The sequence below is a fragment of the Bacillus thuringiensis genome (genome assembly GCF_001455345.1).
GTDB classification, from domain to species: Bacteria; Bacillota; Bacilli; order Bacillales; family Bacillaceae_G; genus Bacillus_A; species Bacillus_A thuringiensis_N.
On the sequence record NZ_CP013274.1, the window covers coordinates 4,998,971 to 5,024,903 of the forward strand.

The window sequence follows — 25,933 nt, forward strand, 5'->3', positions numbered from 1 at the left end:
AGAGCCGAATCAAATGATTTGGCTCTTTTTTATTTACTTATTAAAGTGTTGTAAAATCGCTTCTACAATACGCTCTGACGCACGACCATCACCGTATGGGTTAGATGCTTTCGACATCTCATCATGAGCTTCTTTATTCGATAACAATTCATCAGCAAGACTAAAGATTGTCTCTTCGTCTGTTCCTGCTAATTTCAATGTCCCTGCTTCAATACCTTCTGGGCGCTCTGTTGTATCACGAAGAACAAGAACCGGTACACCTAATGACGGTGCTTCCTCTTGTACCCCACCAGAATCAGTTAACATTAAGTATGAACGAGCTGCAACATTGTGGAAATCAATTACATCTAGCGGCTCAATTAAATGAATGCGGCCATGATCGCCTAAAATATCATTCGCTGTTTCACGAACAACAGGGTTCATATGAACAGGATATACAACTTGTACGTCTTCATGCTTATCAACAAGACGCTTAATTGCACGGAACATGTTACGCATTGGCTCTCCTAAGTTTTCACGACGGTGAGCTGTCATAAGTACAAGACGATCATTCCCAAGTTTCTCTAGTACAGGATGACTATATGTTTCTTTTACAGTCGTTTTTAGTGCGTCAATCGCTGTATTTCCTGTTATGAAAATGCTTGACTCATCTTTATTTTCTTTCTGTAAGTTCGTTGCTGATTTTGCTGTAGGTGAGAAATGAAGATCTGCCATTACGCCTGTTAATTGACGATTCATCTCTTCTGGGTATGGAGAATATTTATCCCATGTACGAAGTCCTGCCTCGACATGACCTACTGGAATTTGATTATAGAAAGCAGCCAAGCTTGCAATAAACGTTGTCGTCGTATCACCATGTACAAGTACGATATCCGGCTTTGCTTCTTTCATTACTTTATCCAAACCTTCTAAACCACGTGTTGTAATATCAATTAAAGTTTGGCGATCCTTCATAATATTTAAATCGAAATCTGGCGTAATTCCAAAGATACTTAATACTTGATCTAACATTTGACGATGTTGTGCTGTTACAGTCACAATCGATTCAATTTTATCTGGATGCTTTTGCAACTCTAATACAAGAGGTGCCATTTTAATTGCTTCTGGACGTGTCCCGAAAATTGTCATTACTTTTAAACGTTCAGTCATTTCATTGCCTCTTTTCTTTCACTAGTTACAACTTCTATTATGACATATAAGAATATACATGAATACATACCTTTTTAACGAATAACGGAAAAGTCCCTCCTACAAATACTTTCTCTTCCAACAGAATAATAATCTATCTCTTGCTTCTTGACATCCTCATCAGTATAACAATTTCTTCCATCGAATAAAATAGGTTCTCTCATAAGTTGGGCGTACTTTTCTAACGGATAAGCTCGGATAGCCTCCCATTCTGTCATGATAAAAGCCGCACTCGCTCCTCTAATTGATTCATCTATACATTCACTATATTGTATAGTCTCCCCAAAGATATTTTTCATATTTTGAATCGCCTTCGGGTCATATAGAACTACATCCGCACCTATATGAATTAATTCTTGTATCATAATAAGGGATGGCGCATCTCTTATATCATCAGTATTCGGTTTAAATGACGCTCCTAGCACCGCAATCCGCTTCTTATTCATATTTATTACTTTCTTTGCTCTCTCAATCAATAACAACTGTTGTTTATTATTCACTTCAATGACTGCTTTTAACAAGCGAAAATCATGCGCCACATTCCCTGCAATTTGTACAAGAGCTTTCGTATCTTTTGGAAAACACGATCCCCCGTAACCAATGCCCGCATTTAAAAAAGACGCACCAATTCTCTTATCCATTCCCATTCCTTGTGCAACGTCTAATACATTCGCTCCTACCTTCTCACATATATTTGAAATTTCATTGATAAAACTAATTTTTGTCGCTAAAAAAGCATTCGATGCATATTTAATCATCTCTGCACTTTTTATATCTGTAACATACGTTTTTAAGCGTAATTCACTATATAAATTCTCCACTTTTCGTGCCGTTTCCTCATTATCCGCTCCAATTACAATACGATCTCCTCGAAAAAAATCGTAAATACCTGAACCCTCCCGTAAAAATTCTGGATTCGATGCAATATGTAATTCATGTCTCCCCTGTAACTCCTCCTCAATCCATCCTCTAATCGTACCATTCGTCCCTACAGGAACAGTACTTTTTGTAACAACAATAATGTCGTTAGTCGCATATGTTCCAATATCGACACATGCACTTTGAATATATGTTAAATCCGCTGTCCCATCTAATAAAGACGGTGTTCCAACTGCAATAAATATAAACTCTGCATCGTTAAATGCTTCTTCTTTACTTGTTGTAAAAGTTAAACAGTTATTCTCATATGCTTCATTTGTTAATTCATATAAACCAGCTTCATAAATAGGCAGATCCCCTTGTTTTATCCGTTCAATTTTCTCATCATTTATATCAAAACATGTAACCGAATGTCCCAATACAGCCAATCCTACTCCTGTAATCAATCCAACGTATCCGGTACCTATTATCGTAATTTTCATTTCCTTTTCGCACAGGAATATACAATAGAAAATATACGAATACATAGAATTCTCCCTGTGCTTCCCCCTCTCACATTAAAAATGAGAAAACTCTTTTACTTCTTTATTATATGAATTACTTTTTTCATTCTTTTTTAAGTTTTTGTAAAATTAAATAACTTTCATTAATTATTCGTTAAACCAATCGATATTTTACAGAAATTAAGGCTCCCCGTTCGTTCGGGATAAATTTCCACATTTTAACACGGAACTTACTCATTTCTACGTGTAACACTTATAATATTGAAATAAAAGTATTCACTATTAAAGAAAAAGAGAAAATGTCATATTCCAAAGCCCAATACGATTAACCTTCTCAAATGATTCAACATTCTGTATACAATTGTCATATATTCTATCTGCTTCCATTTACCGTAAAAACAAAAAAAGATTGAATTCTAATCTTTTTGTGATACCATATGTTATGAGCCTGTAAATAAACATCATAATTTTCAGATAAATATATTAAAAAAATTACGTTAGACTATAAAAGGGTGGGGTATTAATGGACTCACAAGTGATTTATGCCATTTTGGCATCTTTCATCACTGTACTCGTCGTTACTCCTTTAGTTATTAAGTTAGCTTTTAAAATAGGAGCAACAGATAAGCCAAACGCGCGTAAAGTACATCAAAAGATCATGCCTCGTCTTGGCGGGTTAGCGATATTTATTGGTGTAGCTGTAGGATTTGTTGTCGGTGGCTTATATGAACAAAGAATGTTATCGATAACGCTAGGTGCGATTATCATTGTAATCATCGGTATTTTAGATGATATGTACGAGTTATCTGCGAAGGTAAAATTCGGTGGACAACTATTAGTTGCCATTATGATTGTAAAAAGTGGATTATTAGTGCAAGTATTATATATTCCAATCCTTGGGGATACTGAACTTGGATGGCTTGCTTACCCAATTACAGTATTTTGGATTGTAGGTATTACAAATGCCATCAACTTAATTGACGGCTTAGATGGATTATCCGCTGGTATTTCATCTATCGTACTGGCAACGCTAGCATATATGGCCTTCACTAGCCCATGGGGTACTGGAACAGCTATTATTTTACCGCTAGCACTAATTGCACTTGCAAGTACAATTGGATTTTTATTCTACAACTTCCATCCAGCAAAAATTTTCATGGGAGATACAGGCGCACTATTTTTAGGATACTGTATTTCTGTTATATCGTTACTTGGATTATACAAAAGTGTAACGTTATTCAGCTTTATCGTTCCAGTTATCATTTTAGGCGTACCTGTATTTGATACGACATTTGCAATTATCCGTCGTATCGTAAATAAAAAACCTATTTCAGCACCAGATAAGTCGCATTTACATCACCGTTTACTTGCAATGGGCTTCTCTCATCGTAAAACGGTACTAATTATATACGCTTTTGGTATTTTCTTTAGTGTAAATGCAATCATTTTCTCTAGTGCGACATTATGGTTATCCATTATTCTTCTTTTCGTTTTAATCTTCTTTACAGAAATTATTGCTGAAGTAATCGGGCTTGTACACGAACGTTACAAACCACTTATTTCCTTTTATAAAAAAGTGAAAAAACGCGAAGACTAATTGTAGTATAGCCTGTACAATTATGAAATATTCAAATGGCCTCCTCTTTCTTATAAGAGGAGGCTATTTTTTATTCATTATTTTACATTTCCAAAATATAGATTGTTTGAGAGTGTCGCTATTGGAGAAAGATATACATAATAAGAAAAGGATTATATTTTCTTTTTTACATCTTGATTGGCAAACTGAGGGTGAATGTTATGATCAAGCGAGTATTTCAATACATTATTTTATTTTTAATGATTACTATGTACGCGTCATCTCATGCAGGAGCAACTACAGTTCCCCCTGCTGAACATCATCCAAATACTGAAACGACTTCTCCTACCAAAAAAATCGCGTACTTAACATTTGATGACGGACCAAACAAATATACTACGCAAATTTTAAACATCTTAAAAGAAAAGAACGGAAAAGCAACTTTCTTTGTTATTGGTGGAAAAGTGCCACATTATAAAAAGACAATGCAGCGCTTAATTAAAGACGGACATTATATCGGACTTCACAGTATGTCACACGATGTAAAACGTCTTTACAACGGGGATCCATCCGCTTTAATTACAGAAATGGAACAAACCCAAAACATTGTTCAGCAAGTTACAAAATTAAATACACATCTCGTTCGTGTTCCGTATGGTAGCATGCCTTACTTAAAAAAGAATTATCGTGATGCACTTGTATCAGCTCAGTACAAAATGTGGGATTGGACAATCGATACATATGACTGGAAAAGCTATGACAATCCTTCTGCGATACTAGAGAGAGTACGTAATCAAAGCGATGAACAAGTCGAAGTAATTTTAATGCATGATTCGAGTGTAACCGTACAAATACTGCCAAAAGTAATTGATTACTTACAGTCACAAGGATACAAACTTCTTCCCTATAATCCATCTTCTCACCTAGAAGTGAACTTTTGGAAAGACACAAGATTGTAACAGCTTTAGTGCCTATGTGCTAAAGCTGTTTTATTTTTCTCTTCCCACCCTTCCCATTTTTGTGTAAAATTTTAAATAGTGATGAAGTTTCGAGGTGAATAGAAATGAAACGAATAGATCTCATTTTTAACGCAATACAAAAAGGCAATTATACAGAAGGTGTAACCGCATCAGAACTTGCTACCCTATTGCAACTAGATCGTGCCAATGTAAGTAGCGACTTAAACAAACTTGTAAAAGATACACGTTTATTAAAAACAAATACGCGTCCTGTTCGTTTTTATATAGAAACGAACGCTTCGTTGGAAACGCATTCAAAAGAAGTGACTTCATTAGATGCATTTGCAGTTGAAAATACAAGCCTAAAAATCGCAATTGAAAAAGCGAAAGCTTCTATTCTCTATCCTCCAAACGGTATGCACACTTTACTGCTCGGAGAAACGGGAGTCGGAAAATCTATGTTCGCTTCTTTAATGCACGAATATGCAATTGAAGTTGAACAGCTTCCTAAAAATGCACCATTTATCGTCTTTAACTGTGCTGATTACGCAAATAATCCACAGCTACTACTAGGGCAGTTATTTGGGATTAAAAAAGGAGCTTATACAGGAGCAAGTGATCAAAAAGGGTTAATTGAAAAAGCACATGAAGGAATCCTTTTCTTAGATGAAGTACATCGCCTCCCTCCAGAGGGACAAGAAATGCTTTTCACCTTTATTGATCGCGGAGTATACCGCCGCCTTGGAGAAACAGAAAACGAACGTAAAGCACAAGTATTAATCATTACTGCAACAACAGAAGAACCAAATTCATTTTTATTAAAAACATTTACAAGACGTATACCGATGACTGTCACGCTGCCACCACTTCGTGAGCGTACGCATAAAGAACGCTTTGCTTTACTACAACTATTTTTCACAAATGAAGCAATACGCCTGCGAAAAGAAATTCACGTTAGTCCGAATACAATGCGTGCTTTCGTCTTTTACAATTGTCCCAATAACATCGGTCAATTAAAAACTGATGTACAAATTGCCTGTGCGAAAGCTTACTCTGACTTCGTGACAAAGAAACGTGATTCTGTCTATGTTTCAAGTACAGATTTACCTTGGTATATGAAAGAAGGGCTATTCATTGAAAGAAAAAGCCGTCATCTATACCAAATTCCAAATGAAACATTTGTATTTACAGTTGATGAAGGTTGGAGTAATCATAAAACAGAAAATGAAAAACAATCTTCTATTTACGATTATATTGATTATAAATATGAAGAACTTCAAGCTCGCGGTATTGAAGAGGAAGAATTAGAATTACTAATAGAAAATGATATTCAAAGCTTTTTCGTACAATATTTTAATCAAATATCAAAAAAGACAAGTCATGAAAATGTTTTTAAAATTGTGGATCGTAATATCGTTTCCGTTTGTGAAAAAATTGCGGTACTTGCTGAAAAGCATTTATCTAAGACGTTTGATGAAAAAGTATTTCTCGCTTTAAGTTTACATGTACAGACAACTCTACAACGTTTACAAGCTGGAAAACAAATTCATCACCCACAATTAAATCAAATTCGTACGAAATATAAAGAAGCTTTTTCCGTAGCTATGCAATGTATTCAACTACTGGAAGACGAATTACAAATAACAATGCCTATCGATGAAGCAGGCTTTTTAACAATGTTCTTCGTTGTTGATCCAATTCCTGCCTCACAAACAGAAGTAAAAGTATTAATATTAGCGCACGGCAACGGCATTGCAACAGAAATGGCAAACGTGGCAAACGAACTTCTCGGCATTGAGGAAGTAACCGGCATTGATATGCCGCTACATGAATCGCCGAAAGATTTCTTAGAGCGCGTGAAAGTGTATATGAAAACACTCCAAAATGTAAACGGGCTTCTCTTACTCGTTGATATGGGATCGCTCGCTTATATTGGTGATATATTAGAAACTGAATTCAAAATTCCGGTACGTGTTCTTTCCATGACGAGCACTCCACATGCACTAGAAGCAGCTCGAAAAGCTCAGCTTGGCTACTCGTTAGATGCATTATATGAAACAGTGAAGAACTTAACGCCGTTTTACTTAAACGTACAAGAAGAAAAGAAAAAGCCACTATCACCAATGAAATCTGTTATTTTAACAGCTTGTTTAACTGGTGAGGGCAGTGCTTTAGCTATTCAAAAAATGTTAGAGAACTATTTGCGATTTGACAAAGACTTAATTGAAATTATTCCGATTAGTATTGTCCATGAAAAAGATTTAACGAAAATGATTGAGAACATAAAAAAAGAGCGGAATATCATTTGTATCGTCACAAATTTCGATGTGCAAGTCCCATGCTTAACCTATCATTTTCAAGATATCGTAAACTACACAGCAATTCAGCCAATTCAAGAATTAATTACGTATGAAGAAACATATGCAAAAATGGCTGACATTCTTGAACAACAAATGCAGCGTAACGACGGAGCATTACTTATTAAAACGATCCGTTACGCATTGAATACAATTCAAGAATTAATTTCCTTACAGCTAACTCCTGACAGTTTAATGGGTGTTATTCTGCATATGAGCTGTATGGTGGACCGTCTTCAAAAAGGAGAAAGCCTCCTCCCTCACCCAGATAAAGAGAAACGAAGACAAGATGAATACTGGATGTATATGAAAGTGAAAAAAGCATTACAACCGATTGAAAATACATTTGAAATACAAATACCCGATGACGAAGTGTTTTATATCATGGACTTCTTCATAAAAAATCAACCTGTAAAAAATTAATCGAGACAGTTTTTTAAATATATCGACCGTAATGCGAATTATATGAGCGATTTTCAAAATACATCGATTTACCAACAATAATCGCTAAAATTTGTACCTCATAGCAAAAAAGGCTGTTCCAATATATGGACAGCCTTTTTTCTACTTCTTTACTTTCCTGATTCTCCCCCTGATTTCGCCCTTCTTATTGGACTTCGTATAAACATTTACATATACATTCGCCTGAATGATTTCTTGAAGTAAGCTATCAAACGCTCGCCCCTGTAAAGGTCCTTCAAAATCCCCCACATTAACTACACCAGTGACGACTCCTTCATTTACACTAATACCTTGCTTTAATGGACCAAATAAACTTAAAACAATTGGACCAATTTGATCTGCTTTCCCTAAATGAATTTGGCATGATGTAACTTTTTCGATATTTTTCAATATAACCCGATATTGCAACTTCTTTAAATCCTCACTAAATATAAACTCTGCTACGCCATAAGCTTCTGTATTTACAGGAGGTATTTCCCTCTTACCTGTTAACCTCGCAAAGAAATGTGTTGTCATACGGGCATTCTCCTTATATAAATTTCCCAGCACTACTTCTACTACTTTATGGTTTATACATAATCATTTATGACTTTTTCAATCTTTAATTACGAAGAAAAGATTCACACAATCTTTACATGAGAATCGTTCCTTTTACTTTACTACTTCTTGTATAATGCACTTAGAAAACATTCTAGGAGGTTATTTTGGAAAATAACAAATACACTATTCACACATTATTAGAGATTTTTCTCGTCTCATTTAAATTAGGATTTACTTCATTTGGTGGTCCTGTCGCTCACCTTGGGTATTTCCACCACGAATATGTACAAAAAAGAAAATGGATGGATGAACGAAGCTATGGAGATTTAGTAGCATTATGTCAATTCCTTCCTGGTCCTGCTAGCAGTCAAGTCGGTATGGGGATTGGATTATTAAGGGGCGGACTATTAGGAGCGATTATTTCATGGTTTGGATTCACTCTACCGTCTGTGCTTGTTTTGGTTTTCTTCGCCTCATTCCTTAATCAGTTCGATCTTGGAAGTGCTGGCTGGATTCATGGACTAAAACTTGTAGCAGTCGCTATTGTCGCCCATGCCATATGGGGAATGGCACAAAAGTTAACACCAGACCGAAATCGTGCGACCATTGCTATTGTAACTGCCGCAATCGCCTTATTATGGCCAAGTAGCTGGACACAAGTCATTCTCATTATAATATGTGGCTGTATCGGCTGGCTTTTATATCGTAACCAACCAATTAGCCAATCTCAAAATATAAAAGTACCTATTTCAAAAAAGATAGCAGTTTCTTGCCTCGTCTTATTCTTCGGACTATTACTACTGCTACCAATATTAAGACCGTTCTCTTATTACATCGCTTTATTTGATAGTTTCTATCGCTCTGGCGCACTTGTATTTGGAGGCGGGCACGTCGTAATGCCCCTTCTTGAAGGTGAGTTCGTACAAAACGGCATGATGACGAAAGAACAGTTTCTAGCTGGATACGGATTAACACAAGCAGTACCAGGACCACTATTTACATTCGCCTCTTATATAGGGTCGGTGTTAAATGGGACGCTTGGGGCAATACTCGCAACAATTGCGATCTTTCTTCCAGCTTTCTTGCTCGTTATTGGTGTTTTACCATTTTGGAACAGTGTGAGAAAAATCTCTTACATACAAGGCGCCCTACTGGGAGTCAATGCAGCTGTTGTCGGTATTTTACTAGCAGCTTTTTATGATCCTATTTGGACAAGCACAATTATGAACGCTGTAGATTTTGTTTTTGCGTCTCTTCTATTTTGCTTACTCGCTTTTTGGAAAACACCACCTTGGGTTATCGTTATACTCGGGGTCTTCGGCGGATATATTCTATCTATTTTGTAAACACACAAAAAACGACGGCATGATGTAGCCGTCGTTTTCTTATTAAAACTTCACAAGCTCTATTCCTTCAGGCAACTCGCTCTCTGTTAAAATACGCAATTCTTTCACACGATCCATTACGTAGGAAGAACGCTTCACAAGCTCTGGATCAATATAAGCTGGATGAACCATAATTTCTACCGTTTGCTCACTTTGTACTCTTTCTTTTAACTTCACAAAGTAATCTTCTGTCACACCATCCGCGTAAAAGTCACTGTAAAACACATCAGAAAATGGGCGTACTGCTCGCTCTTCCTCACAACGACGAATTGGAACATTATATTTAGCCGCTAATCTCTCAAGAACATCATGTAAAATCGGTAAACCATGCACATGATGATGACTATCTAAATGAGTTGGTGTTAATCCGTAAGATAAAAACTTCTCAATTTGAGCAGTCCATTCTCTCTCAACTTCTTCTGGATTTATATTCCCTTTCCTTACAACACTTTGTTTATGAAACGATCCGTTTTCCCCTACGAGTGACGGTACATCCTTTAACAGTGGTTCTCCTGCCGTTAATACAAGATGTACGCCTACTCCGAGTAGGTTGTACTCTTTCGCTAAGCGTACCGCATGCTCTGTTCCTGGCATATTCATCATCATCGTCGTTGAATTTACAAGTCCATTTATATGCCCATCAATAATGCCGTAATTTGTACCTTCTGTAAGACCGAAATCATCTGCATTTACAATTAACTTAATCATTATAATACCTCCTAATAGAATAAAAAAAGCGGGCTAAATAGCGCCGCTTTTACTTCTCTACCTTTTTAAAGAACTGTGGAAGATATTCTTTATGTGCTTCCAACATTTCATCTAAAATTTGTTTTGCAACTTTATCTGATGGTACAAGTGGATTAATTGTCATAGCAAGCAGCGCTTTATGATAATCCCCTGTAACAGCAGCTTCAATTGTTGTGCGCTCAAATGATTTAATTTGCTGTACTAAACCGCGAACTGGTACTGGAAGATCTCCAACCGCAATTGGTTTTGGACCTTCTTTCGTAATAATACAGTTCACTTCAACAGCTGAATCATGCGGTAAGCTTGCAATTGTTCCGTTGTTTCGTGTATTAACAGGCTGGATATCACCTTTATTATTGTAAATAGACGTAATTAAGCTACATGCTGCATCACTATAATAAGCTCCGCCACGTTTTTCTAATTGTGGTGGTTTAATATCTAAGTTCGGGTCTTTATATAACTCAAATAAATCATTTTCTAATTGTTTTACTACTTCTGCACGTGTACCTTTTTCAACAGAAGCTTCTTTCTCTTCTTCTAGCATTTCACGTGTTTTGTAGTAGTAACGATGGTATGGACATGGAATTGCACGAAGTCCGCGAATAAAGTCTGGTTCCCAGTTAAGCGCTGCGATATTTTCCATCGTAATTTGCTTTTCTGGATCTGTCACAAGCTCTAACACACGGTCCATTACACTTACGCCATCTAAGTATACATCTAGTCCGTATACCATATGATTTAAACCTGCGAAATCAACGTGGACACGACTTGCATCTACTTCAAGTAATCTTGCAAGACCCATGCGGATTCCGATTGGAACGTTACATAGACCAACTACTCTTTGAATATTTGTATAACGAAGAACTGCCTCTGTTACCATACCAGCTGGATTTGCAAAGTTAATTAACCATGCATTTGGACAGAGCTCCTCCATATCCTTACAAATATCTAAAATAACAGGAATCGTTCTCAACGCTTTGAATAGACCACCAGGACCATTCGTTTCCTGACCGATTACATCATACTTTAACGGGATTGCTTCATCTTTTGCACGTGCTTCTAATAAACCTACGCGAAGCTGCGTTGTTACGAAGTCAGCATCTTTTAATGCTTCACGGCGATCAAGTGTTAAATGTACTTCGATTGGTAAAACAGATTTTTTCACCATACGTTTCGCTAAGTTACCAACGATTTCTAACTTTTCTTTTCCTGCCTCAATATCTACTAACCAAATTTCACGAACAGGAAGCTCATCATAACGTTTAATAAATCCTTCAATTAATTCTGGTGTATAACTAGACCCACCGCCGATTGTAGCAATTTTAATTCCAGTCATGCTTTATTCCCCTTTCGCTTCTAACTTTTTATAAAGGTCAATAAATTCTGCTGCTAATTCTTTTACTGTAATCGCATTCATTAAATGATCTTGTGCGTGAATTAAAAGAACACTAATCTCTGTTTTTTCTCCTCTTGCTTCTGATTGTATGAGCTCTGTTTGGAAATGATGCGCTTCATTAATCGCTTCTTTCGCCTTTACCATCGCTTCATCAGCCTCTGCCATTTTCCCCTGTTTAGCAAATTGAAGTGCCTCCATCGCAAAGCTTCGTGCATTACCACTATTTAAAATCAATTGGAATGGAATTTGTTCTGCTGTAGTCATCATAATTACCGCCCTCTCTATTATGGTTCAACCGATTGAAATACCCCTTCAGTTTGAACATTTCTATTAAATTATTATTTTATGAATGATAGTTTGGTGTTCTTGTAGATGGGTCTCATCTTTCTGAACATGATATAAAGGTAATTGTTCTCACAGATCATGTTATCTGTGAGAACAATTACTATGTTACATAGGTACAGAGTTGTTATTTCCTTGTGCTGCTGCTTTTTCAGTACGAACAACAGAACGGTCAGATAATACAACGAATGGATAGTAGATTACCATCGCAATTACAAAGTTGAATAACTGTAGAATTGCACCTGAAAGATGTCCACCTGTTACAAGATAACCACTAATAATTGGTGGTGTTGCCCATGGAATCATCACAACTGTTTTTGGTACCCAACCAATAGATATAGCTGTATAAGAAGTAATTACTAATACAATTGGTGTTAGGATAAACGGTAAGAATAAAATTGGATTTAAAATAATTGGTGTACCAAAGATTACTGGTTCGTTAATATTGAATGCACCTGGTCCAATTGATAAGCGAGAGACACCGCGTAATTGTGCACTTTTTGCTACAAGTAATACGACCACTAAGAATGCTAATGTTGCACCAGAACCACCAAGATATACGAAAGTATCAAAGAACGGTTTTGTAACAATGTTTGGAACATCAAATGCAGATGTGCCACCTTTGAATAACTGCATATTTTTCTCTAATGCTGGTAAGTATAGCGGCTCAATAATACCACCAACGATATTTGGACCATGTAAACCGAAGAACCAAAGAAGATGAACAAGGAGTACAATGACAATTGCACTTGGTAATGTCCCTGCTAAACTTTGCAGTGGCGATTGAATCGTATTAAAGATAAATTCATGAACACTTGTACCGGCTAATTTCACTGCTAATTGAATACCTGCAACTACTGTTAAAATAACAAATGCTGGAACTATAGCTGCGAAAGATCTTAAAACTGCTGGCGGTACTCCATCAGGCATTTTAAAAGTAATGTTTCTTTGTACAAAGAAACGGAATACTTCAGTAACAAGGAGTGCCACGATAATTGCTACGAATAGCCCTTGTGCCCCTGTCCAAGCTAAGTTCAATCCGCCTTCTTTAGGTGTTGTTGGCGTAAGAATAATTAACGCACCAAATGAAATAATACCTGCTGACAAACCATCAACGCCGTAAGATTTTGCTAAGTTATAACTTGTTGTAAATGCTATGATTAGTGCTAAAATCGCGAAAGAACCAGTCCACATTCCACCGCCAACTTGTTTCCACGTTTCACCAAACAAACCTTTCATGAAATCTTGGAAAGCCTCAGATGGAAAACCATTAATTAGTGATGCCAGTGCACCAACTAAAATAAGTGGCATAACTGCGATAAATCCGTCACGGATCGCAGCTAAGTGACGTTGCGATCCGATTTTACCAGCGACAGGAACAATATATTTCTCCATAAATGCAATAAATTTTTGCATTTCGCTTCCCCCCTAATTATTTTTTAAGTGTTAATGCGTGATCTAAAACTGCTTCTCCATTCATCATGCCGTAGTGCATTGGATTGATAACGTCGATTCCAACGTTTCTCTCATCAGCAAGCGTTTTCATTGAAGAGAGCATGTAACGAACTTGTGGTCCTAGTAATAATACATCTGCTTGATCGATATTCGTTTTTACTGCATCCCCAGATACAGCCCAAATCTTGCCTTCTAGACCGCGAGCTTTTGCAGCCGCTTCCATTTTTGTAACTAGTAAACTTGTAGACATCCCTGCTGAGCAACATAATAAAATATTCATTTGAAAATCCCCCTTGTGTAGTATAAAAAATTTATGTTTATTTATTTTTCTTTACACTATTTATTAATGCAATTAGCGTGCCAACTTTTTAAAACCACTAAAATCAGCACTTTTTCGACTATTTTATTTGTGTGTTAACGCTTTCAATTAGTGTGTCACTCAAAAAACACACAGTGTGTTATAAAACAACACGCTTTTAACACATAACTGTATGAAAATAGATTAGTGTTTAGTTGTCTAGTTGTGTTTAAAACAAAAAAACACTAAAAAAATTTTTTAGCGTGCAAATCTAGTAAAAAAGTAAACCTTTCTTAAACACACTCTTCTATCTATTGTCCAAACAAACTCTACTAAATTACATAGAATAGAGTAAAATAACACAATTCGAAAGGGGATTCCTATGCCAAAACATAGAAAACAAGGAAAAATAAAGATTTATAGAATAACAAGCTATAAAAAAGACAAGCGCTCTGAATTAGACTCTGACAAATTTGAACTAGAACAGCAGGAAATAGAAAATAAGCAGGACAAGCGAGACAAACAGGACAAACAGGACAAACAAGTACAATCGGAAAATGTAGTCATAGTACCCACAGATTCACACAGCTTAGATATATGGGATGAAATTTCTCTAAAAGAAATACAAGCTGGTGAACATACAACTTTATTGAATGAAAAAAGTAATTATCAAAATATTAATTTGCTACAAGTAAACGATATCCGTTTATATTTGGACAACCAACTACAATTCAGTTCCGTTGACGAACAAATTTATCATGAAGCGCTTGTACACCCAATTATGTCAAAAGTAATTGATCCAAAACGTGTTCTCATATTAGGTGGCGGCGATGGGCTTGCTTTACGGGAAGTTTTGAAATATGAAACTGTGCTACATGTAGACCTTGTTGATCTAGACGAGGCAATGATTAATATGGCACGTAATGTTCCAGAAATAGTATCTTTAAACAAAAATGCTTTTTTTGATAATCGTGTGAATGTACACGTATGCGATGCGAAAGAATTTCTAAATTCTTCTTCATCCTTATACGATGTAATTATTATTGATTTTCCTGATCCAGCAACAGAAGTTTTAAGTACTTTATATACAAGCGAACTTTTTGCTCGTATAGCTACATTCTTAACTGAAGATGGCGCTTTCGTCTGCCAATCTAATTCACCTGCTGATGCACCTCTTGTATATTGGAGTATTGGTAATACAATTGAAAACGCCGGCTTAATCGTAAAAAATTACCATATAATTGTTCCTTCTTTCGGAACTGACTGGGGATATCACATTGCCGCTAACTCCTCACATGTACTCAATCAAATTGAACAATTATACGTAGTACCAACTCCTCGAACATTACCTTCTCTTCTTTTTCCTTTATTTCAATTTAAAGAAGAACATTTAGATCACCGTAATAATGCCGTTTTAAATTTAGAATCTGACCTTACCCTGCATCTTTGCTATCAACAAGAAATGAAATTTTGATGAGATTTTAGCTAAGGGAGATAAGCATATGAACTATTCTACTTTCGGTAAGCATATAATAGTAGATTTATGGGGAGTGGATTTTTCCCTATTAGATGATATTCACTTTTTAGAATATCATCTAGTTAACGCTGCCGATCGCTCTGGTGCCCATGTTTTAAACGTAAGTACAAAAGAATTCAATCCGCATGGTGTTACTGTTTTAGTTTTATTATCAGAAAGCCACCTTTCTATTCACACTTATCCAGAAAAAAACTTTGCAGCCATTGACTGTTATACTTGTGGTACGACCGTTGAACCGCAAATAGCGATTGATTATATCGTAAGTTTATTAAAACCAAATGAGATGCATATAAAGAAACTAATTCGTGGTATAGGAGAAATTGTTACTACCGATTAAATATCACTCTTACTCATTTGTAAAAAGGAGGATTGTAAATACCATCAGTGGAACGAACACTCCACTGATGGTACAGACACATACATAAAGTGAAACTTTAATTAGTGGGGGTTTTGTTCATCCCCCACTAATTATTAGTTGAACCAATCGGGCCTTTACGGGCAGTTAAGCTCCCTCCTAACTTCCTTGCTCCAGCCACATTTTGAGGTGGGAGTTTTACTGCCCGTTAATGCGGGATAAAAAAACCTTGCATACGCAAGGTTCATTCCGATACTGACATCTTCCTATATAATTCTACAAATTCACTCGCTAATTCCTTCACCGTAATTGCATTCATTAAATGATCTTGCGCGTGCACCATCAGAAGGGTAACTTCGGTCTTTTCACCACCCGCTTCTTTCTGTATGAGCTCCGTTTGTACACGGTGCGCCTCTTTTAATTCCTCTAACGCTTCTTGTAATTTTGCTTCTGCTTCTGTAAATTCTCCACGCTTTGCGCAATCAATTGCTTCCATTGAACAACTTCTCGCATTTCCCCCATGCAAAATTAAGTGAAAAGCCTTCGTTTCTATCGTATCCATTTTAGTTCTTTACTCCCCCTTTTCTTCCGCTAACTTTTGTTTATCCCATATTTTTAAGAACGGTAAATAAATGAAGAATGCTAGTGCAAAGTTAACGAGTTGCAAAATAACACCTGAAATTTTTCCACCTGATCCCAAATATCCACTAAACAGAATCGGTGTCGTCCAAGGTACAGCAGCTCCGCTCGGACGGGCAACTAGCCCCCATTCCATCGCAAAGTAAGAAACAATCGTTAATACAACAGGAACTACTATAAATGGAATAAGTAAAAGTGGATTCATGACAATTGGCATACCGAAAGTCACCATTTCATTAATATTAAAAATACCAGGTGCAATCGACAATCGACCTATACTTTTTAATTGCTGACTTCGCGCAAACAATAACATTCCGACAACTAAAGCTAGTGTTGCACCTGAGCCGCCCATATAAATCCATAAATCAAAAAACTGTGCGGTAATCGTATTCGGTACATCTTGACCCGCTTGAAAAGCAACTCGGTTTTGATCCATTAACGATAACCAAATTGGGCTCATTACACCACCAACAATTGCAGCACCATGAATTCCGCATGCCCAAAGAACATGGACAATGATAACTGCAATTACTGCACCCCAAAGACTAGCTCCCAGTACACTAAGCGGCTCTTGCAACAACTTCCCTACAACATTATGAATACTACCGAAAGTCGTTTGTTCAAAAATCAGTCTAATGATCCAAACAACTGTCACAACAATAAATCCCGGAATAAGTGCTGCAAATGAACGCGTTACTGCTGGTGGAACTGTCTCAGGCATTTTTATAATCATCTTTTTCTGCACAATAAATCGGTAAATTTCAGTAGATATGATTGCAATAATCATCGCCACAAACAGCCCTTGACTTCCCATTAATGCAGCTGGGATTGCTCCGTCTACAATTATACTTTCCTTCGTGCTTGGTATGATATATGCAACTTGAAAGGGAGTTGCAAGTAAAAACGTCACAAGCGACAATGCCCCGGATGCTAAAGCATCCACTTTATAATATTCTCCAAGCCTGTAAGCGATTCCAAAAACAGCTATTAAAGCCATTATATTAAAAGTTGCACTAACTGGATACCCCAAAGCCCTCTGCCAATTCTCCCCAAACAACCCTGCCATAAAATCATTATACCCTGGTATTGGTAGCGCACTAATGATAAGGAAAAATGATCCAATAATTAAGAACGGCATCGTCAAAATAATTCCATCACGAATTGCTTGCAAATGCCTCTGTTCTGCAACCTTTCCTGCTACTGGCATTACATATTTCTCTAAAAACCGTATCATCTATCCCACTCTCCTCATGGTTTCATTGACAAAGCTGCTTGTAAGATAGCTTCTCCATTACAAAGCCCGTAATGGACGGATTGAATGACATCCACAGGTACTCCCTTCTCCTTACATAACTCTTTCATTTTTGGTAATAAATAACGTACTTGCGGTCCAAGTAAAAGTACATCAGCTTCATCTATGTGACTATTTACTTCAGAACCTGATACAGCCCAAATCTTTACCTCTATCCCTCTTGCCTCTGCTGCTTTCTCCATTTTTGTAACAATCAAACTGGAAGACATTCCCGCTGCACAGCAAAGTAAAATATTCATCCCTTTTCCCTCCCCCTTTTTCCAAACCTAAGTTACGGTGCATCCGTTGCCACCACTAGGTTACAAATATATATGTCTAGATTTCCTGCTGTATGCCGAGCTTAAAAACAAAAATTTCTCGGTTTTCACGCTATTCCATCTATCACTATTCTCCTAGTAAAGAGGACTCTAACTCGCTATAATAATTCAGTATGATTTTTTTAATTGATAGGAGGATATATTTATGAAGGCATATCGCTTTCCACTTATTTTATTATCTTCTATCCTAATTGGTGGTTTCATTGGTTATTTCATGGGTGCCGATGCAGTTGCTTTAAAGCCGCTTGGTGACATTTTCTTAAACTTAATGTTTACGATTGTTGTACCTCTAGTGTTCTTTAGCATCGCGTCATCTATTGCTAATATGGATGGATTAAAACGTTTCGGTAAAATTATGTCTAGTATGGCTGGGACTTTCTTATTTACAAGTATTTTAGCTGCTATTTTTATGATTATTGTCGTGAAAGTATTCCCGCCAGCACAAGGTGTTGTATTAGAACTAACACAACCTGACAAAGCTGAAAAAGCAGTTAGTGTTGCAGATCAAATCGTCGGTATTCTAACAGTATCTGACTTCTCGAAGTTACTATCTCGTGAAAATATGTTAGCTCTTATTTTCTTCTCTATCTTAATGGGAGTTGCAACTTCAGCAGTTGGTGAAAAAGGAAAACCATTCGCTACATTCTTACAAGCTGGTGCAGAGATTTCAATGAAAGTCGTATCTTTCATTATGTACTACGCTCCAATCGGACTTGCTGCTTACTTCGCAGCGTTAGTTGGTGAATTCGGACCACAACTTCTCGGAACTTACTTCCGAGCAGCAATGGTATACTATCCAGCGTCTCTCATTTACTTCTTTGTATTCTTCACGTTCTATGCATACCTTGCAGGCCGTAAGCAAGGTGTACAAGTATTTTGGAAGAACATGGTCTCTCCTACAGTTACATCACTTGCAACTTGTAGTAGTGCTGCTAGTATTCCAGCAAACTTGGAAGCAACGAAGAAAATGGGTATCTCGTCTGACGTTCGTGAAACAGTTGTCCTTCTTGGATCTACACTTCATAAAGATGGATCTGTTTTAGGCGGCGTACTAAAAATTGCTTTCTTATTTGGTATTTTCAACATGGAATTCGAAGGACCGAAAACATTAGCAATCGCACTTGTTGTTTCTCTATTAGTAGGAACAGTAATGGGTGCTATTCCAGGCGGTGGTATGATTGGTGAAATGTTAATCGTTTCTCTATACGGCTTCCCGCCAGAAGCACTGCCAATTATCGCAGCAATTAGTACAATCATTGATCCACCTGCAACGATGTTAAACGTAACAGCAGATAACGCTTGTGCCGTAATGACAGCTCGCCTTGTAGAAGGTAAGAACTGGATCAAAAACAAATTTGCTTAATAGATGGAAAGAGGATGCTCGTTTAGAGCATCCTCTTTTTTTATTGTGATAGATGTATCGAAATAACCCACTCCGCCACAAATTTGTTACAATCTTCACAAATATTCCACACTCATTATCCATTCTCCGTACTATAATCATGTATGGAAAAGGAGATGGACATGATGACTCAAAGCGCACCAGAATTTAAAGTTTTGCAAAGCATTGCATTCCTCGCTGTCGTTTTGCAAAGTTCGTTATTATATACAATGAATCAAGGACATGTTTTACTTGAGCAATCCCTCATTATGGGTATGCTATTTAATCTCGCAAAATTTTCAGCACCTGCATTCATATTTATCGTCGGCTTTCACTTAATTCGTCACTATACAAAGCAATTAGTATACAAAGAATACATTTCTGAAAAAGCCGCACATTTACTCATTCCTTATTTCTTCTGGTCTATTCTTTACTTATTAACAACAAACGATATGATTACACTACAAAGCGGAATAAAAAGTTTATTACTCGGAACAGCCGCACCCCATCTTTGGTACGTGATTATGATGTTCCAAATTCACTTATTGTTCCCTTTACTATGTACACTATTTTATTGGTTTCAAAAACGAACAGAAAATAAAAAAGACATATATAAATATATGACCATCTTTGCTTCTCTATATTTTCTCTTAATGTGGTATTCTTCTCACTACATTTTTAATGGAGAGAAATTGACTAGCTCAACCATTTTACATTATACAGACCGTTCCTTCTTCTTCTACTCATTCTATTTCGTCATGGGGGGAATTGCTGCTGTCGCACTAAAAGCGTGGCGTACATTTGTCATGAAACATATCCCGCTTATAACAATGTTATTTTTCGTCTTATTTCTATTCATCAATTATGAGTTATTTAGTTTTTACGGAGCAAATTCGATTCATTTAACCGTTTCGACTTATTTAAAACCGTCTATGTTTTTATATATCGTATGCGAAATTATTATACTTTACGTGCTGTCTATTACAATCGTACAGCGACGCGGTTTCTTATATAAAGCTTTACGATTTATCGGGAATTACACGTATGGTGCTTATTTAGCTCACTTTTTCTTCTTGCAACTATGTACAAAATTTCTTTCTTTATTCATACTGCAAGAAAACACAATATTATATAGCCTATTATTATTTATAATAACGGCCACAACCTCAATTTCAGCAATGGTCATTTGCAGTACACTACCACTTCATACGTGGATTACAGGACCTTCTCCTACGCAAAATGTGAAATGGGCTAAGATTGTACTTCGGAAAAATCACGAAAAGGTATTCAAACCATATCTTTGATATAATAGAATTCCATACAAGAAAAGAAAGTAGGACACACCTATGATTAATCAAATTGGACAAATTATGTTATATGTAAATAATCAAGATGAAGCAGTACAATTTTGGACTGAGACAGTAGGATTCCAAATTATTGCGGAAGAAAATAACGGACAAGGCTTTCGCTGGATTGAAATTGCACCAACGAAAGGAGGAGGCACAAGCATCGTCCTTCACGATAAAGCGTTAATTGCGAAGATGCAACCTGAATTAAACTTACATACGCCTTCACTTATGTTCTTCTCTAATAACTTAGATCAACTGTATAAAGATCTTTCTGAGAAAAACGTTACAGTTGGACAAGTTGTAGATTTACCTACAGGCAGAGCATTCAACTTTGCTGATAATGAAAACAATTACTTTGCAGTAATGCAACGCAAATAAAAAAGAAGCTATCCGAAAAAACGGATAGCTTCTTTCATTTTAAGAAACTTGTTCTACATTCGTTTCCTTATGTTGTATATGACTCGTGATCCAAGCAATTCCGCCAGCAACAACGAGATAGCATAACAATATTAAAATTTGTATTTGTAATTGAGACCAATCTCCTAAAGAAATCACATCTTGTAGCCCTCTAAGAGAATGGGACATTGGAAGAAATTGTCCAATTTTGCTAAGAACAGCTATATTTAATTCTCCTGGGAAAGTCCCCCCGCTCGTCGCTAATTGCAAGACGAGAAGCGTTACCGCTAAGAACTTTCCAACAAGACCAAACACCGTTACTAACATAAGAATAAACGTCATGAACGTAAAGGAAATAACGATACTTGATAAAACAAAGAGTGGCACACTTGCAACTTCTAATTTCATAACTCCTAGCACAACCACATCAACAAGTAATGCTTGAATAAGTCCAATTAAATATACCAATCCTAGTTTATTAATAAAATGTACCGTTCCGCTTACTTTCATATTTTGTCTACGGCCAAGCGGTAAAATATTCGATGCCATAATTCCGCCAACATAAAATGCAAGGGATAAGAAATATGGCGCAATACCTGAACCGTAGTTAGGTACGTCAGAAACTGTTGACTTCACTAATTGTACTGGCTCTGAGAACATCGTATTGCGTGCATCATCATTTCGAACATCTGCTATCTTCTCTGCGCCCTCTCCTAATTTCGTAGAAAGTTCTTTCGCACCATCGTCAAGTTTAACAAGTCCGTTCGTTAACTTATCAGCACCATGATTCAGCTCTGTTCCGCCACTCGCAAGGTGATTTACACCTTCTTGTAATGATGTAAATCCATTTCCCCATTTCGTAAATCCATCAGCTAAATTCGAAGCACCATCTGCTATCTTTTTCGTTCCAGCAGTAGCTTCATTTAACTTAACTCCGAATGTATGCATACCTTCTTCAATCTTATGCTGACCATCCGCAAGCTTCTGCGCACCTTGTGTCAATTGTTGCTGGCTAGTATTTAAAGTGTTTGTTGCTTGAGCTAATCCATTAGAAGTAGCGATAATCTTTTGAAAAGCAGGATCTTGCTGCACTTCTGGATGACTTTTCACGTACTCTTCTAATTGCTGTTTTACACTATTTGCTGCATTGTCCGCTTTCACTTGCCCTTCAGCAAGTTTCTCACTTCCGTTCAACCATTCATTTGTACCAGCACTTAATTCACTAACCCCTGATTGTAAAGTTTTTTCACCTTGTGCTAGTAACTCCATACCGCTATGAAGCGAGGTTGCTCCTTGACTCAGCTCATTGGCTCCGCCAGTTAAAGCTGATTGGCTAGAAGCAAGTTTTTCACTTCCCTCTTTCACTTTTGATGTCCCGTCACTTAAACGCTTAATACCATCTGCAAGCTGATTTGTCCCATTTTTTGCATCTGTCGTTCCTTCATGTAACTTTCCAGCTCCATCACTTGCATCACTCAACCCCTGTGCTAAGTCTTGAAACTTTGAAAAGACACCTTCTGTATAAGATTTCGTAATACTATTTGAGATTTTTGTTTTCATATTTTCAACAGCAGTCGTTCCAATTTGCGCTGCTACAAAGTTTTTACCTGGATTTACTTTGTACTGCAGCTGCGCTGGTTCTGGTTTCTCATCCATAAGTGTGCTTACCTTTTTAGAGAAATCCTCTGGAATCGTAACAACCATATAATACTTATCTTCTTTTAGCCCTTCATCAGCATTTTTTTCTGATACGAAATGAAAAGCTAGTTCCTTATTCTCTTTTAAATTTTTTACAAAATCGTCTCCTGCATGAATTGTTTTCTCATCCATCGCAGCACCCTTATCTAAATTTACAATCGCAACAGGTAATTTATCTAATTTTCCATATGGATCCCAATATCCAGCTAAAAAGAATCCTGAATAAATTAAAGGAACGATCAATAAAAAAATTAAAGCGATACGTCCATGTTTATGGTGCCACATCGCTTTCCAATCTTTAAATATAAGTTGAATTCCTTTCATGAAACATACTCCTTCTCCTAATTTAACACCATTAGAATGGTTTAACAGATTTACTATACACGCCACTTTCCATACTGTATAATACATCTTTAATTATCAATTCATTCCTTTTAGTCTATAGAAAGGAGCATCAAAATGGAACTTCTTCAACTAAAATACTTTCAAACAGTCGCACGATTAGAGCATATGACAAAAGCCGCTGAAGAATTGCATATCGCACAGCCTTCGCTCAGCAAAACAATTGCTAGACTAGAAAAAGACTTAGGCGTCCCGTTATTTGATCGCCAAGGTCGACAAATTACATTAAACTCTTTCGGGAAAGTATTCTTAAAACGAGTAGAGCGCATTTTTCATGAATTAAGTGAAGGCGAACGAGAAATTAAAGATTTAGCTGACTTACAACAAAGCTCTATTACACTGGCCGTTTCTATTCCAAGAATATTACCAGAACTACTCGGTTCTTTTTTACTAGAACACCCTAATGTTAGATTCCAACAGTTTCTCGCATCTACTCCTTCTATGAAACGACAACTAGATAATATAGAAATTGACTTTTGCATTTCTTCTGTGCCAATTGAAGGCGAGGAGATTATTTGGGAACCACTGATTACAGAAGAAATTTTCTTAGTCGTCCCTTCAGGCCACCGTTTATCAGAACGTGAAAGTGTATATCTGCATGAAGTAAAGGACGAACCGTTTATTAGTATGAACACTGGTTATGGATTTCGGCACTTAACAGATGAATTTTGTGAAGAAGCTGGCTTCACTCCACATATCGCTTTTGAAGTAGATGAACCAACCGTGATTAGCGACCTTATTAAGCAAGGCCTCGGCATCGCTTTTGTCCCAAGTTTAACTTTATTAAAAAACTCTACTTTAGCATTAAATAAGTTACGTATTATTGAACCCATTTGTAAGCGAACGATTGGCTTAAGCTGGTCAAAAAAACGTTACTTATCGAAAACCGCTCAGCAATTCCGTGAATTCGTGATTGATTACTTCTCCAATATTAGGACGTAAAATGATATCAAAAAATAAAAGATGCCATCCCCGTAGGGTGGCACCTTTTATTTTTCACTCTTCTCTAATTCTATTTCAGCTAAAAGCGGCAAAACATTATCAAAAATATGCGTATTATTATTTTCGCCTGTTACGTATCCACCGTAATATCTACTAAATACGTTATCATTTCGGAATGTGGACATATGATCATACAATTCCTTCGCAAACTTCGTATCACCTGTTTGTAGTACGTACAAAATCGTTAATCCGTAAGCGGCTGGCGATTCATACTTCACAGTTTGTTTTCCCGTTTCTAAATTGTAACGACCATATAACTTTCCATCCTCCTGAAATTTCTTCTTTATAAATTCCATATAAGCATCGGATGAAAGACCACCTAAGCTACGATGATACGCAACGTATGATTGATCAATAAGATTCACTTCTTTATCGTACGTAAATGTACCATCTGCTTTATACTCTTTCGGGAATGCCCATCCACGCCTTGGATAATCCGCTAAAAATTGAACGACTTCCTGATATTGCTGATCAGAAACTTTGCCATACTTTTTCATATAGGAGAATGCGCGCGGATTTATATATGACGTTGTTGCAAAATCATTTTGTTTCCTTGCATCTGCATCATAATAATCAACATAATAATTACCTTTCTTATTATAACGAATTACAGCATCACTCAATTGATCTGCCAAGTTTTTATAACGCTCTTCCTTGTACATCTCATAAGCGCGATATAACTGTTCTATAATACGAAGATCATCGATAAGAGCATTTGTAGCTGACTGCATTTCTCCCTTTTCAGAGATTTTCCATAAAACAATTTGATCCTTATGTACAAAGTTATTTTGAATAACCTTAACTTGTTCATCGAATAACGCTTGATCGTCTTTATCCAATGTATATTGTAGCCACAGTCCTGCCGATTCTGATAAAGCTTCACGGCCCTTCGCTTCACCCGTTCCTGCCTTTGTATCCCCTAAACGATAGGTAGCAAGCGTCCCATTTTCATTCACCATATGTCTTAAAATAAAATGTTCCGTACGGTTTCCTTGCAAAGCTGACCAAAATACAATTCCACCTAAAGCGATTAAGAGAATAACTCCAATCCCTATATATAAACGTTTCCGCAATCTTTTCACCTCCCTAATAAGGCTAGCCTTAATTTTACCAGAACATACGTAAAATTAAAAAAGACAATCTATTAGATTGTCTCCCGTACCTCTATCCCTCACAAGCCTCTTTAGAAGGTCTATATAGCGATTCCACGAGTCGATCATACTCACGACGCGTAATCTCTTTATTATACAGCTTCAATAATAAATCTCTATGCTCTTTTGAAAATGCCATCTTTTTAATGACTTCAGGATACATAAAACATCCTCTCCATTTCACATAAACTTCTCCATCTCGAAAACAGAACTTATGTTCGCATAAAAGATTATAAAATATTCCTCCCCAAAAAACAAACAAAATATTATCAAACATTAACTTCTTTCTATTTAGAATATTCAAACA

At 36.7% G+C, this 25,933-nt stretch carries 24 protein-coding genes; 10 read left to right on the top strand and 14 right to left on the bottom strand.

Features of this window, described 5'->3' with window-relative positions; translation table 11 throughout:
• Nucleotides 1-33: 33 nt before the first annotated feature.
• Nucleotides 34-1,149, bottom strand: coding sequence for a non-hydrolyzing UDP-N-acetylglucosamine 2-epimerase (wecB, locus tag ATN06_RS26380; protein ID WP_060632882.1), 1,116 nt, complete (start codon nucleotides 1,147-1,149; stop codon nucleotides 34-36).
• A 74-nt stretch (nucleotides 1,150-1,223) separates the two neighbouring features.
• Nucleotides 1,224-2,594, bottom strand: coding sequence for a UDP-glucose dehydrogenase family protein (locus tag ATN06_RS26385; RefSeq protein WP_110093267.1), 1,371 nt, complete (start codon nucleotides 2,592-2,594; stop codon nucleotides 1,224-1,226).
• A gap of 499 nt (nucleotides 2,595-3,093) precedes the next feature.
• Here ATN06_RS26385 and ATN06_RS26390 point away from each other — a divergent pair, with 499 nt between their 5' ends.
• The 3 genes from ATN06_RS26390 to ATN06_RS26400 all read left to right on the top strand — a co-directional run bounded on the left by ATN06_RS26390 (nucleotide 3,094) and on the right by ATN06_RS26400 (nucleotide 7,885).
• A complete protein-coding gene (locus tag ATN06_RS26390) occupies nucleotides 3,094-4,167 on the top strand; it encodes a UDP-N-acetylglucosamine--undecaprenyl-phosphate N-acetylglucosaminephosphotransferase TagO (protein WP_000378310.1) in 1,074 nt (357 codons plus the stop codon).
• Nucleotides 4,168-4,367: 200 nt separating this feature from the next.
• On the top strand, nucleotides 4,368-5,105 hold the full coding sequence (locus ATN06_RS26395) for a polysaccharide deacetylase family protein (protein ID WP_060632883.1): 738 nt from the start codon (nucleotides 4,368-4,370) through the stop codon (nucleotides 5,103-5,105).
• Nucleotides 5,106-5,209: 104 nt separating this feature from the next.
• Nucleotides 5,210-7,885, top strand: coding sequence for a sigma-54-dependent transcriptional regulator (locus tag ATN06_RS26400; RefSeq protein WP_060632884.1), 2,676 nt, complete (start codon nucleotides 5,210-5,212; stop codon nucleotides 7,883-7,885).
• Between the two features lie 141 nt (nucleotides 7,886-8,026).
• On the opposite strand, the gene exsM is transcribed toward ATN06_RS26400, so the two are convergent.
• Nucleotides 8,027-8,440, bottom strand: a complete 414-nt coding sequence (exsM, locus tag ATN06_RS26405; protein ID WP_000207028.1) for an exosporium regulatory protein ExsM — start codon at nucleotides 8,438-8,440, stop codon at nucleotides 8,027-8,029.
• A 188-nt stretch (nucleotides 8,441-8,628) separates the two neighbouring features.
• Between exsM and ATN06_RS26410 the strand changes: the two genes are divergently transcribed.
• Entirely contained in the window at nucleotides 8,629-9,810 is a 1,182-nt protein-coding gene (locus ATN06_RS26410; RefSeq protein WP_060632885.1) for a chromate transporter, read from the top strand.
• A 42-nt stretch (nucleotides 9,811-9,852) separates the two neighbouring features.
• Here ATN06_RS26410 and chbG read toward each other — a convergent pair whose 3' ends face one another.
• From chbG to ATN06_RS26435, 5 genes are all read right to left on the bottom strand, one after another.
• Nucleotides 9,853-10,557: a chitin disaccharide deacetylase gene (chbG, locus tag ATN06_RS26415; protein ID WP_060632886.1), complete on the bottom strand. Its 705-nt coding sequence runs from the start codon at nucleotides 10,555-10,557 to the stop codon at nucleotides 9,853-9,855.
• 49 nt (nucleotides 10,558-10,606) lie between these two features.
• The gene (celF, locus tag ATN06_RS26420; protein WP_060632887.1) at nucleotides 10,607-11,932 is read right to left on the bottom strand and encodes a 6-phospho-beta-glucosidase; all 1,326 of its coding nucleotides are present in this window, start codon (nucleotides 11,930-11,932) and stop codon (nucleotides 10,607-10,609) included.
• Nucleotides 11,933-11,935: 3 nt separating this feature from the next.
• Nucleotides 11,936-12,259 (bottom strand): PTS lactose/cellobiose transporter subunit IIA, encoded by a 324-nt coding sequence (locus ATN06_RS26425; protein WP_000989050.1) that lies wholly within the window; start codon nucleotides 12,257-12,259, stop codon nucleotides 11,936-11,938.
• Nucleotides 12,260-12,442: 183 nt separating this feature from the next.
• Entirely contained in the window at nucleotides 12,443-13,750 is a 1,308-nt protein-coding gene (gene celB / locus ATN06_RS26430; protein WP_060632888.1) for a PTS cellobiose transporter subunit IIC, read from the bottom strand.
• Between the two features lie 16 nt (nucleotides 13,751-13,766).
• Entirely contained in the window at nucleotides 13,767-14,069 is a 303-nt protein-coding gene (locus ATN06_RS26435; protein ID WP_001023569.1) for a PTS sugar transporter subunit IIB, read from the bottom strand.
• A 400-nt stretch (nucleotides 14,070-14,469) separates the two neighbouring features.
• Between ATN06_RS26435 and ATN06_RS26440 the strand changes: the two genes are divergently transcribed.
• Both ATN06_RS26440 and speD read left to right on the top strand, forming a co-directional pair.
• A complete protein-coding gene (locus ATN06_RS26440) occupies nucleotides 14,470-15,561 on the top strand; it encodes a polyamine aminopropyltransferase (RefSeq protein ID WP_060632889.1) in 1,092 nt (363 codons plus the stop codon).
• A gap of 28 nt (nucleotides 15,562-15,589) precedes the next feature.
• On the top strand, nucleotides 15,590-15,961 hold the full coding sequence (speD, locus tag ATN06_RS26445; RefSeq protein WP_060632890.1) for an adenosylmethionine decarboxylase: 372 nt from the start codon (nucleotides 15,590-15,592) through the stop codon (nucleotides 15,959-15,961).
• 262 nt (nucleotides 15,962-16,223) lie between these two features.
• Here the strand turns inward: speD and ATN06_RS26450 are convergent, their stop codons facing one another.
• From ATN06_RS26450 to ATN06_RS26460, 3 genes are read right to left on the bottom strand one after another with little or no spacing between them, the layout of a single operon-like run.
• Entirely contained in the window at nucleotides 16,224-16,541 is a 318-nt protein-coding gene (locus ATN06_RS26450; protein ID WP_000379646.1) for a PTS sugar transporter subunit IIA, read from the bottom strand.
• A 9-nt stretch (nucleotides 16,542-16,550) separates the two neighbouring features.
• On the bottom strand, nucleotides 16,551-17,852 hold the full coding sequence (celB, locus tag ATN06_RS26455) for a PTS cellobiose transporter subunit IIC (protein ID WP_060632891.1): 1,302 nt from the start codon (nucleotides 17,850-17,852) through the stop codon (nucleotides 16,551-16,553).
• A 14-nt stretch (nucleotides 17,853-17,866) separates the two neighbouring features.
• Nucleotides 17,867-18,169, bottom strand: coding sequence for a PTS sugar transporter subunit IIB (locus ATN06_RS26460; protein ID WP_001023539.1), 303 nt, complete (start codon nucleotides 18,167-18,169; stop codon nucleotides 17,867-17,869).
• Nucleotides 18,170-18,392: 223 nt separating this feature from the next.
• Between ATN06_RS26460 and ATN06_RS26465 the strand changes: the two genes are divergently transcribed.
• The 3 genes from ATN06_RS26465 (at nucleotide 18,393) to ATN06_RS26475 (ending at nucleotide 21,355) form a co-directional block, all read left to right on the top strand.
• Entirely contained in the window at nucleotides 18,393-19,610 is a 1,218-nt protein-coding gene (locus tag ATN06_RS26465) for a dicarboxylate/amino acid:cation symporter (protein ID WP_000649373.1), read from the top strand.
• Nucleotides 19,611-19,774: 164 nt separating this feature from the next.
• The gene (locus ATN06_RS26470) at nucleotides 19,775-20,932 is read left to right on the top strand and encodes an acyltransferase (protein ID WP_060632892.1); all 1,158 of its coding nucleotides are present in this window, start codon (nucleotides 19,775-19,777) and stop codon (nucleotides 20,930-20,932) included.
• Between the two features lie 42 nt (nucleotides 20,933-20,974).
• Nucleotides 20,975-21,355, top strand: coding sequence for a VOC family protein (locus ATN06_RS26475; protein WP_060632893.1), 381 nt, complete (start codon nucleotides 20,975-20,977; stop codon nucleotides 21,353-21,355).
• A gap of 39 nt (nucleotides 21,356-21,394) precedes the next feature.
• Here ATN06_RS26475 and ATN06_RS26480 read toward each other — a convergent pair whose 3' ends face one another.
• Nucleotides 21,395-23,395, bottom strand: coding sequence for a YhgE/Pip domain-containing protein (locus ATN06_RS26480; protein WP_060632894.1), 2,001 nt, complete (start codon nucleotides 23,393-23,395; stop codon nucleotides 21,395-21,397).
• A 135-nt stretch (nucleotides 23,396-23,530) separates the two neighbouring features.
• Here ATN06_RS26480 and ATN06_RS26485 point away from each other — a divergent pair, with 135 nt between their 5' ends.
• A complete protein-coding gene (locus ATN06_RS26485) occupies nucleotides 23,531-24,415 on the top strand; it encodes a LysR family transcriptional regulator (RefSeq protein WP_060632895.1) in 885 nt (294 codons plus the stop codon).
• A 47-nt stretch (nucleotides 24,416-24,462) separates the two neighbouring features.
• On the opposite strand, the gene ATN06_RS26490 is transcribed toward ATN06_RS26485, so the two are convergent.
• Together ATN06_RS26490 and ATN06_RS29320 are read right to left on the bottom strand one after the other, a co-directional pair.
• Nucleotides 24,463-25,548, bottom strand: a complete 1,086-nt coding sequence (locus ATN06_RS26490; protein WP_060632896.1) for a hypothetical protein — start codon at nucleotides 25,546-25,548, stop codon at nucleotides 24,463-24,465.
• A 91-nt stretch (nucleotides 25,549-25,639) separates the two neighbouring features.
• Nucleotides 25,640-25,810, bottom strand: coding sequence for an adhesin (locus ATN06_RS29320; protein WP_141525137.1), 171 nt, complete (start codon nucleotides 25,808-25,810; stop codon nucleotides 25,640-25,642).
• Between the last annotated feature and the right edge of the window lie 123 nt (nucleotides 25,811-25,933).